Source organism: Pseudonocardia sp. OZ21 (assembly GCF_059359135.1).
The window spans coordinates 61,069-70,930 of record NZ_JCADBN010000026.1 but is presented as its reverse complement, the minus strand read 5'-3'; the positions used below and the strand labels follow the sequence as shown (position 1 = coordinate 70,930).

Here is a 9,862-nt window from a genome sequence, read left to right as displayed (position 1 = left end):
GGCCCCACCGGATGCATCGGCTTCGGCAGATCCGAGACCCCGTCCCGCATCCGCATCCCGTAACCACCGCAGAACAGCACAACCTTCACGAATCGTCCCCCGTAGCGTCTAGCCGTCACGCTCGACAGGGGCCCCCAAGCCCCCTCTGCCTACCCATCGTGACGGTTCGGACCGGTGTTAGCGATCTCTTTCGGCCTAATTCCGACGCCGATGACGAGCCCGGCCGCCACCAGCGCGGTCCCGGCCCACACCCCGGGACCCGGGACCGGGGAGCCCAGCAGCACGCCGCCCGCGGCGGCCGCGACGGGTGCGACGCCGGTCAGCAGACCGGCGCGCGCGGAGCCGAGCCTGCCCACCGCGGAGTACCAGAGCACGAACGCCAGCGCCGTCACGAACACCGCGAGATAGGCGGCCGCGAGCAGGTGCGAGGCGTGCAGCGTGGCCACCGCCGCGGGCCCCTCCGCGCCGAGGCCGAGCACGGCGAGGAGCACGGCCGCGAGCCAGCAGGTGTGCACCGAGACGCCCCACGCGCCGAGCCGCCGCAGCACCGGCACCGCGAGCAGCGTGAACGCCACCTCGCACAGCAGCACCACGACCGACCAGCCGAGCCCCACGAGATCGCTGCGTCCGTGGCCCTGCACGAGCACCGCCCCCGCGGTGACCACGGCGGCCGCCGCCACGGCGGCCGGTGCCGGCCGTCTCCCGTCGAGCAGCGGGCCCACGAGCGCGAGTACCACCGGCACGCACGCCACCGCCACGCCGAGCACCGCGGGCTCGGCGTGCGCCGAGCCCCGGACCAGCGCGACGTTGAACAGCACCAGCCCGGCGACCACCACGCCGAGCAGCCACAGCCACTCGGTGCCGCGGGGCGCCGTGATCCGCCGGCCGGTGAGCCGGGCCGCTCCGAGCAGCAGCAGGCAGGCCACGGCGTAGCGAAGGGCCTGGGTGGTGAACAGGGGGGCGTCGGCCAGCACGCCGGACACGGCGACGCTCCCGCCGACGCAGACCATTCCCGCAGTGCCCATCCCCACGCCCGCGGCGGTGTCGGCGGTGCCCCGTCCGATCGTCCGGGACCCGGTCTGCTGGCTCCCGGTCTTCTGGCTCCCGATCTTCGGCAACGTCATGCCGTCAGGCTCGTTGCCGTACGGTCCGGCCGACAGGGCCAAGAAGCACACGGGTGAAAGGACCATCGTGGGCGGAGCCGACTTCCTCCAGCTCGACCCCGGCGCGGTCCCCCGGGGGCAGCTCACCGGGTGGCTGGTGGACGCGCTGCGGGCCGCGATCACCGACGGCAGGCTGGCCGTCGGCGCGCGCCTGCCGGCCTCCCGGGTGCTGGCCGTCGACCTCGAGGTCTCCCGCGGCGTGGTCGTCGCGGCGTACCAGCGGCTCTACGACGAAGGTCTGCTCCGCACCGACGGCCCCCGCGGCACGGCGGTCGCCTCCGCGCCGCCCGCGGTGGCGGCGCCCACCGTGCGCGACGCCCGTCCGGCACCGGACGTCGACCTCTCGCCCGGAGTGCCCGACCTGTCGGCGTTCCCCCGCACGGCGTGGCTGCGCGCCGAGCGCGCGGTGCTGGGCAGCGCCGCCGCGGCCGACCTCGGCTACGGCGACCCCCAGGGCAACCCGGTGCTGCGCCGCGAGCTCGCCGGCTGGCTGGGGCGCGCCCGCGGGGTCCGCGCGGACGCCGAGGACATCATCGTGGTGGCCGGGGTCGCCCAGGGGCTCGGGCTGCTCGCGCAGGTGCTCGCGGGGGAGCGGGCCGGGATCGAGGATCCGGGGTCGCGGGGGACGAGGGAGCAGCTGGCCCACTGGGGCGTGGAGCCCGTGCCCGTCCCGGTCGACGCCGACGGGCTGGACGTGGCGGACCTGGCGCGCAGTGGCGCGCGGGTGGTGCTCGTGACACCCGCTCACCACTTCCCGACCGGAGTGGTGCTCGCGCCCGGACGGCGCCGCGAACTGCTGGACTGGGCCGCGGCGGGCGGGCTGATCATCGAGGACGACTACGACGCCGAGCACCGCTACGACCGCGCCCCGGTGCCCGCGCTGCAGGGCATGGCGCCGGATCGGGTCGCGCACACCGGCAGCGTGTCCAAGACGCTGGCGCCGGGACTGCGGCTCGGGTGGGTCGTCGCTCCTCGGGCGCTGCAGCCCGAGCTCGTGCTGCGCAAGCGGATGACCGATCTCGGCAACGCCGCGCTGCCCCAGCTCGTGCTCGCGCAGCTGATCGCCTCGGGCGAGCTGGAGCGGCACCTGCGGCGCGTGCGGACGCGCCAGCGGGCCCGCCGGGACGCGATGCTGGCCGCGCTGCGCCACCACCTGCCGGACGCCACGATCCACGGGGTGGCGGCCGGGCTGCACCTGCTCGTGACGTTCCCGCCGGGGGTGGACGACCGCGTGCTCGCCGAGCGCGCCCGGGACTCCGGAGTGCTGGTGCAGCCGCTGTCGTGGCACCGGGTCGGCGACGGGCCGCCCGGTCTCGTCCTGGGCTATGCGGCCCACCCGCCCGGCCGGATCCACGACGCGATCGCCCGGCTCGGGGCGTCCTGGGGCCGCGCGCCCGCCCGGGGTCCTCGGCCCTGAGCGCCGCTACCCGGTCGTGCCGAACCGCAGCGCGGACCGGGAGCGGTAGACCGCGCCGGGCCGCAGCACCGTCGACGGGAAGTCCGGCCGGTTGGGGGAGTCGGGGAAGGCCTGGGGCTCCAGGCAGAACGCGTCGCCCTGACGGGCCGCGCTGCCGTCCCCGAGGACGAGGGAGCCGTCCAGCATGTTGCCGGTGTAGAACTGCACGCCGGGCTGGTCGGTGCGCAGCTCCAGGGTGCGCCCGCTGCGGGGTTCGACCACCCGCACGGCGTGGCGCAGGCCGTCGGCGTCCGGGTCGCCGTCGATCACGTAGGTGTGGTCGTAGCCGCGGGTCGCCCGCAGCTGGGGGTGCCCCTCGCGCAGCCGGGCGCCGATCCGCTGGGAGCTGCGCAGGTCGAACGGGGTGTCCGCCACGGGCGCCGGCGGCCCGGACGGGATGAGGTGCTCGTCCACCGGCAGGAACTGCGCCGCCGCGAGCGTCACCTCGTGGTCCTCCACGGAGCCTGCTCCGGCGAGGTTCCAGTAGGCGTGGTTGGTCAGGTTGACCACGGTGGGCGCGTCGGTGCGGGCCTCGTGCTCGATGCGCAGCTGGGAGCCCTCCACCGCGTAGGTGACCGTCACCTGCAGCGTGCCGGGGAAGCCGTTCTCCCCGTCGGGACTGGTGCGCCGCAGCGTCACCGACCCGTCGCGGGGCTCGTCACGCTCCCACGGGACGGACTCGAACCCGCCGGTGCCGCCGTGCAGCGCGGCGGCGGGCTCGTTGAGCGGGATCCGGTACTCCGTGCCGTCGAGGGTGAACCTTCCCCCGGCGATGCGGTTGGCGAACCGCCCCACGCAGGCTCCGAGGTAGTCGCGGTCGCGCCGGTAGGCGTCCTCGTCGGCCAGCCCGAGCGCGATGTCCCCCCATTGCCCGTGCCGGTCGGGCGTGCGGACCGCCACGATCCGGGCGCCGTGGGCGATCACGCCCACCTCCAGGGTGTCGCTGCGCAACCAGGTGACGTTCATGAACCGTGATGCTGCCGCAGCGGCACTGAGCCGAGCGCCTCGGGCCGGGGGATGCCACTGTGGACCTATGAGCGATGAGCAATGGTTCTACTGCCTCAAGCACGGCACCGTCGAGCCGGCCGAGGGCTGCCGCGCCGCCGATCGGCTCGGCCCGTACCCCGACCGGGAGACGGCGTCGCGGGCGCTCGAGATCGCGCACGAGCGCACCGAGGCCGCCGACCGTGCCGATCGGGAGTGGGCCGAGCGCGGCGCCGACCGCGACGAGCGCGACTAGGTCCGGGCTACCTGCCGGCGGCGACGCCGCTCCCGCACTGCGAATCCCGTCCACGAGACCAGCACGATGGTCGCCACCATCAGCTGGGCTTCGACCAGGCGGTCGGCCGGATACACCACGCCGGTCAGGTAGGTGTCGACGAAGCCGCGGGGTAGGCCCTGCTCGCCTGCCCGGCGGCGGGCCGCGTCCTCCCATGCGGTGAGGGGGCAGGCGACCCCGACCGTGGCGCTGACCAGGCCCCAGCCCGCCGCCGCGACGTGCGGGACGATCAGCCATCGGTAGCGCCAGGCGAGGAACCCGCCCAGCGCGACGTAGAGCAGGAACCCGAGATGGACCAGCATCACCACATCGGCGACCACAGCGGCGTCCATCTGTCGAGGATGCCAGCGAAACCGGGTCAGCAGGCCGGACGGCAGCCACGCTGGAAGATCGCCTCCAGCAGGACGGCGCGGATGTCCTGCGGGTTCTCGGCCTCGTAGGCACGTCCGCCCGTGGCCTCGGCGATCTGGCGCAGCGCCTCGTCGTCGGCGTCGGGTCCCAGCCCGATCGCGATCACCGGGACCGGCTCGGCCGGGGCCGCCTCGGTCTGCAGGGCCTGCAGCGTGGCGGGCAGGTCGGCCCCGGCCCCCGACTCGTCGTGCCCGTCCGTCACGAGCAGCACTGCGTTGGAGTGCCCCGGGTCGTAGCCGGCCCGCACGGCCCGGGTGGCGGCCAGGGTGGTGGCGTAGAGGGTGCCGGCACCCCCGACCCGGTCGGGCAGCGTCCCGGCCGCGGAGGCGAGCGCGTCGCGCCGCGACGGCGCGTCGGGGACCGGCTCGGTCAACGGACCCAGCGGGACGATCTCCTGCCACTGCGTCTGCGGCGTCGGACGCGAGGGGAACGCCCACAGCCCGACCGACGCCACGTCCGGGAACAGCGTGAGCCCGGACTGGACCGCCGCGGCGGCGAGCGTGATCCGGGTGCCCTTCCCGGCGGGCTCCGCCATCGAGTCGGACACGTCGATCACCGTCAGCACCTGGCTCCGCTCGGTGAGCGACCCCCACAGCCGCAGGGTCTCTCGGGCCAATGGCCGCGGCGGGGGAGCGGCGGCGGTCACCTGCGCGGGCAGTGACCCGGACTGCGGGCCGGGGTCGCCGGGCAGCCGGGTGCCGTCGGGCGACCGCAGCCCGGCAGCGCCGAACGCCTGGCGCCCCGCCGGGCCGCGCAGGTGGACCTCGATGGCGTCGACCGCGGCGTCGAGCGCCGGGTCGCGCCCTGCCGGCTGGCCCGCGCGGACGCGGACGAACGGGAAGTCGAGCGCGGCCGCCGCCTCCCGGAGCGCGACGGGTGTGACGGGCGCGCCCGAACTGCCCGCGCGCCGGGCCCGGTCGTGGCGCACCACCGACTGTTCGGTGGCGAGGAACCCGCGGGCGGCGGCGCCGTCGCGGTGTACCGCGTCGTAGCCGGCCGCAGCCGAGGGCGGGGCGCCCCGGGACAGGGAGAGCACCGCGGCGACGAACGCGGGGCGGGGAGAGCCGCGCTCGTCACCGATCGCGGTGTGCAGGGCCGTGAGGGCCGCGAGCCCGGCCCGGTCGGTGGCGGGGTCGGGCAGGGCGGGGGGCTGCGGGTGGGTGAGGAGCGTGTTCCACGACACCGGCCGCGCGGGGTTGCCGTACCGCCCGGCATCGGCCTCCGGCAGGACCAGCACCACGGGTGACGAGGCCAGCGACGACCGCTGGTCGACCACCGAGCCCGACGCGGTGTCCAGCGTGTCCAGGGCGAGTGAGGAGTCCGGGATCCAGATGGCGGGCAGGCCGGGTGCGTTCTCGCGGATCTCGTCCACCTGCGTGGAGGGCGCGTCGACCACCCGGATGTCGGCGCACTGCGCGGCGCCGCTGCGCTCGCCCGCGAGGGCCTGGCGAACGCTCTCGACCACCACGGGATCGGCCGCGATCGTCACGTTCGCCGGGCGGCACATGGTGAGCGTCCGCATCCCGACAACGACCCCGGCGCCGACCACCACGAGAACGGTGACGGTCACCACGGGCCAGCGCCGTCGTTGTCCGCCCTTCCGGTGCCGGCCGCCCACTCCACCCCTCCCCGCAGTTACCCGCTGTAGCTAACCGGAGGAAGGGGTCAGAACGCCACAGGCCATTCGGTGCGGAACGTGATCACTGAGCGTCTCGATGGGCGGGGCTCCGGCGGGCAGGGTCACCGGATCGGTGACAGGGGCATCACGCAACGACGGCGCCGGCCCCGACATCGACGTCAGCGCGCTACCGGGCTCCGGCGGGCGGGGGCGCCGGATCGGTGACAGGGTGACCCGGTGCTTTCGGCGAAGCGGGGCGCACGGCTGGTGCCGGTCGCTCTCGTGCTCGGCGTGGTACCGCTCACGGCCGTGGGAGCGGCCGGACCTGCACCGCAGCCCGACCCCGGCCGGATCGTCGCCGCCGGCCCCGAACCGCTCGAGGACCGCGCCGTGCCCGTCCCCACCGTGGCGACGCCTGCCGGTCCCGACGTCATCGCCGGAGTCGTCGTCCGCTACGTGCCCCAGGCCGGGACGGGCACGTTCACCGTGGTCCCCGGCTCGCAGCCGGCGCCGGGTGCGGGGGCGCTGCGGACGGTCCGGGTGGAGGTGGAGAACGGACTCCCCGTCGAGGTCACCGCCTTCGCCCGGTTCGTGATGCGCACGCTCAACGACGCTCGCGGCTGGGGCCACGACGGCGCGATGACCTTCGCGCGCACCGCCGGCGACGCGGAGATCGTGGTGCGGCTCGCCAGCCCGGAGACCACCGGGCGGCTGTGCGAGCCGATCGACACCGCCGGCCCGCTGTCCTGCCGGGTCGGGCCGCACGCGGTGGTCAACCACTACCGCTGGGTGGAAGGGTCCCCGGACTACCACGGTGACCTCACCGCCTACCGGAGCTACGTGGTCAACCACGAGGTCGGGCACGTCCTCGGCCACGATCACATGGACTGCCCCGCCCCCGCGGCGCCCGCTCCCGTGATGCAGCAGCAGTCCCTGGGGCTGGACGGCTGCAGCCCCAACCCGTGGCCCTATCCGGGCTGATCGCGTGGTCGACGCCGGACGGGAACCGTTCCTCACCGAGGGCTGCGGCTCCACTCCTCGCGGGTGAGCGCGTACTCCACCTCGCCGTGTTCGGAACCGTCGAGAGGATGGGGCCAGTCGACATGGAACGTGCGGACGTACCGGAGTCCGGATTTCTCCAGTACCCGGCGCGAGCCCCGGTTCACGGCCATTGTCGTAGCGACCACCCGTTGCACGCCCAGCTCGGTGAACCCGTCTTGACCAGCGCAATCGATCCCTCGGCGGCGAATCCGCGCCCCCACGCGGCCTGGTGGAGCCGGTATCCGAGCTCGATCTCGCCGGACGTGGGCTGCTCCACCGGACCGGCATATTTCTGGGCTGGTTTCTCTTCCGACCGCAGCTGAGGCAGGGTGGTGTCTCGCACGTGCTCGCGCGTGGCCGGCCGGTCCAGGTACCGCATCACGGCGGGGTCGGAGTGCAGGGCGTGGACATCGTCCAGGTCTGCGGCCGTGAACCGCCGTAACCGTAGGCGGTCGGTCTCCAGGTGATCCGTCACCGGGCGATTGTCGGCGCTGGCCGCGCCGCTCACCACGGATTTTGCGCCATCGGCCACCCGGCTGAGGGTCGAGCGCTCACGGCTCACCTGGCTTCCCTGTACGTCTCCGCTGTTCCCGACGCGGACACCCGACCGGCGGGGGTCGCGCTCGTGTGGGTCCAGCGTCAGCCGCGGTCGTCCCAGGTGATCGAGTCCTCCTACCGGTACGGCTCGGTCTCCCGGAGACTCAGCGCCGAGGCCGGGACGAGCGCGTCACGGTGTTCAGCCACGACCGCGCCGTACGAGTCGCACACCGCGAACCTCACGATCCCGAACCAGCGGCCGTCCACGGCTCGTTCCCACCTCGCGAGCACGCCGGGGACCCGACCCGTCGGCACCAGGAGCCGACCCGGCGGCGGGTCGTACTCGGGGACGGCCGGCGCGTGGTCGGGTGGCCCGTAGAAGACTTCGAGATCCACCCAGACCGGGCGGTCCAACGGGCGCGGTGGCTTGCTGGTGGTCGACGACCACGACTCGTACACGGCTTCCCTCCATCGATGGTGATCGACGGCCGGGGGAAGCGGCTCCACGCTCAGGATAGCCAAGGGGTGACCGCGCATTACGGAGCCGTAGTGCTGTCGTGTGACCGCTCCAACAGCATTACGGCTCCACAGTGCGCACGTCCAGTGCGGAGGGGCCTGGTCTGGCGGGTGGCCCTCGTCGGTGACGCCGCGTACGCCCCCTCGTTCCTACGCACACGCCGGATGACGGACGGGCGGGCGTCCTATCGGGGCTGATCGAGCGACAGGGCCCGGAGCAGCGGGATCGCGGTGATCTTCTCCTCGGTGAGCTCGGCCCACCGGATCCCGTCGGCCGGGCGCTCCCCGCGCCTGGCGCGGCAGTCCAGCACGCGCTCCGGGGTCACCACGAGGTCGACCGGTGCGTCGTGGGCCGCCGTCGGGATCCTGCCGGCGGGACGCACCTGCAACTCGTGCACGGTGGTGACGACGAGCGTGTCGGGGCCGATCAGCCCGGCGGCGGTGGCGAGGGCGAACTCCAGGTCGGCGAAGCCGCCGCCCTTGCCGAGCCGGGCCCCGTCCTCGCCGACGGCGACGCAGCCGCTGACAACCAGGTCCACCGGGGACAGCTGGGCCACCGCCACGCGGCGGGCCGAGCGGGTGGCCCCCGCGATCGAGGCGGCCTTGCGTGGCGGATCCTCGAGGTGGTCGGGGTCGAGCAGGAAGAACGGTTCCGGCTCCGCCAGCCGCGGCACGGCCATGTAGACGGCCTTGCCGTCCTGCAGCGCCCGCTGGCGCACCGGGAGCTGCGCGGAGTCGGGGTTCGACTTGATGGTCCGCGCGGCGCGCCAGATGTCGGTGTCGCGGAGGCGCTCCGCCGCAGCCTCCGCCCCGGTGAAGTTCGAGATGCGGTTGCGCGCGCCGGGGAAGCGCGCCACCCGGGCCTCGGTGAGGGCGGTCCACACCTCGTCGCGCAGGGCGGCCTTGGCTGCCAGCAGTTCCGGGTCACCGCCTGCGTCGTGGTCGTGACGGCGACCGCGGCGACCCGGCCCGTTCGCGGTCACGTGCTCGTCCGGCGCCGGTCGCCCCGGGCCCGCAGCAGCGCCAGCACGGGCAGGGACACGCGGGGGAGCAGCGAGCCGAACCGCATGAGCCCCGCCCGGTGGGTGGGCAGGGAACGCACCACGCGCCGCCCGTCGAGCAGCGCGACGGCCGCGTCGGCGACCGCAGCCGGGGTGAGCAGGCTCCGCTGCGAGAACAGGAGCGCGACGTCCGGGCTCGCCTGCTCGTCCCGCACGAGCGCGGTGTCGGCGGCGTCGGGGCACAGGGCATGGACCCGGACCGGTACGCGGGCGAGGTCGAGATCGCCCTGCAGGCTGGTGCTGAAGCTCAGTACCGCCGCTTTCGTCGCCGCGTACACCGCGAGTCCCGGGACCGGGCCGTGCGCCGACATCGACGCGATGTTGAGCACGTGCCCGCCCCGCTCCCGCATCACCTCCACGGCAGCCCGGGAGCCGTGGACGACGCCCATGACGTTGACGTCCACCATCAGCGCCTGATGCTCCTCCGGCTGCTCCCACGCCGGTCCGGAGCGCAGCACGCCCGCGTTGTTCACCCACACCGTCACCGGGCCCAGCTCCGCCGCCGCGGCCGCGACCCGCCGGTGGTCGGCCGCGACGCGCGCATCGGCGACGATGCCGGTGACGTCCGCGCCGGAGGCCGCCAGCTCGGCCGCGGCGGCGGAGACGGCGGCGGCGTCCAGGTCGGTGATGACCACCCGGTGCCCGCGGGCGAGGAGGCGGCGAGCGATCTCCCGCCCCAGCCCACGGGCGGCACCGGTGACGACAGCGACACTGCTGGCGGGACTCACGGGTGACACTGTGTCATGCGCGGCCCCGGGTCACGGACGCCGGGACGGCCGC

The 9,862-nt window shown here is 74.9% G+C and carries 10 protein-coding genes and 2 pseudogenes; 3 read left to right on the top strand and 9 right to left on the bottom strand.

Going from position 1 to position 9,862, the window contains the following annotated elements; all coding sequences use genetic code 11:
* Window positions 1–89 (bottom strand): annotated as a pseudogene (locus AC5L35_RS35225) (glucose-1-phosphate cytidylyltransferase); the annotation flags it as partial.
* 60 nt (window positions 90–149) lie between these two features.
* The gene (locus AC5L35_RS35220; RefSeq protein ID WP_495064088.1) at window positions 150–1,124 is read right to left on the bottom strand and encodes a DMT family transporter; all 975 of its coding nucleotides are present in this window, start codon (window positions 1,122–1,124) and stop codon (window positions 150–152) included.
* A 67-nt stretch (window positions 1,125–1,191) separates the two neighbouring features.
* On the opposite strand from AC5L35_RS35220, the gene pdxR reads away from it, so the two are divergent.
* A complete protein-coding gene (pdxR, locus tag AC5L35_RS35215) occupies window positions 1,192–2,580 on the top strand; it encodes a MocR-like pyridoxine biosynthesis transcription factor PdxR (RefSeq protein ID WP_495064087.1) in 1,389 nt (462 codons plus the stop codon).
* Window positions 2,581–2,586: 6 nt separating this feature from the next.
* Here pdxR and AC5L35_RS35210 read toward each other — a convergent pair whose 3' ends face one another.
* On the bottom strand, window positions 2,587–3,585 hold the full coding sequence (locus AC5L35_RS35210) for an aldose epimerase family protein (protein WP_495064086.1): 999 nt from the start codon (window positions 3,583–3,585) through the stop codon (window positions 2,587–2,589).
* Between the two features lie 67 nt (window positions 3,586–3,652).
* Here AC5L35_RS35210 and AC5L35_RS35205 point away from each other — a divergent pair, with 67 nt between their 5' ends.
* Entirely contained in the window at window positions 3,653–3,859 is a 207-nt protein-coding gene (locus tag AC5L35_RS35205; RefSeq protein WP_495064085.1) for a hypothetical protein, read from the top strand.
* Here AC5L35_RS35205 and AC5L35_RS35200 read toward each other — a convergent pair.
* Both AC5L35_RS35200 and AC5L35_RS35195 read right to left on the bottom strand, forming a co-directional pair.
* Window positions 3,856–4,230, bottom strand: coding sequence for a DUF2784 domain-containing protein (locus AC5L35_RS35200; protein ID WP_495064084.1), 375 nt, complete (start codon window positions 4,228–4,230; stop codon window positions 3,856–3,858). The two genes, AC5L35_RS35205 and AC5L35_RS35200, sit on opposite strands and share 4 nt — an antisense overlap.
* A gap of 26 nt (window positions 4,231–4,256) precedes the next feature.
* Window positions 4,257–5,879, bottom strand: a complete 1,623-nt coding sequence (locus tag AC5L35_RS35195) for a substrate-binding domain-containing protein (RefSeq protein WP_495064083.1) — start codon at window positions 5,877–5,879, stop codon at window positions 4,257–4,259.
* Window positions 5,880–6,164: 285 nt separating this feature from the next.
* On the opposite strand from AC5L35_RS35195, the gene AC5L35_RS35190 reads away from it, so the two are divergent.
* Window positions 6,165–6,908: a DUF3152 domain-containing protein gene (locus AC5L35_RS35190; RefSeq protein WP_495064082.1), complete on the top strand. Its 744-nt coding sequence runs from the start codon at window positions 6,165–6,167 to the stop codon at window positions 6,906–6,908.
* Window positions 6,909–6,940: 32 nt separating this feature from the next.
* On the opposite strand, the pseudogene AC5L35_RS35185 reads toward AC5L35_RS35190, so the two are convergent.
* The 4 genes and pseudogenes from AC5L35_RS35185 to AC5L35_RS35170 form a co-directional block, all read right to left on the bottom strand.
* Window positions 6,941–7,443: pseudogene (locus tag AC5L35_RS35185) on the bottom strand (GNAT family N-acetyltransferase).
* 197 nt (window positions 7,444–7,640) lie between these two features.
* Window positions 7,641–7,964, bottom strand: a complete 324-nt coding sequence (locus AC5L35_RS35180) for a hypothetical protein (RefSeq protein ID WP_495064081.1) — start codon at window positions 7,962–7,964, stop codon at window positions 7,641–7,643.
* Window positions 7,965–8,206: 242 nt separating this feature from the next.
* The gene (locus AC5L35_RS35175; RefSeq protein ID WP_495064080.1) at window positions 8,207–9,004 is read right to left on the bottom strand and encodes a 5-formyltetrahydrofolate cyclo-ligase; all 798 of its coding nucleotides are present in this window, start codon (window positions 9,002–9,004) and stop codon (window positions 8,207–8,209) included.
* Window positions 9,001–9,810 (bottom strand): SDR family NAD(P)-dependent oxidoreductase, encoded by an 810-nt coding sequence (locus AC5L35_RS35170; RefSeq protein ID WP_495064079.1) that lies wholly within the window; start codon window positions 9,808–9,810, stop codon window positions 9,001–9,003. The genes AC5L35_RS35175 and AC5L35_RS35170 overlap by 4 nt, the downstream gene beginning before the upstream one ends.
* Window positions 9,811–9,862: the final 52 nt, after the last annotated feature.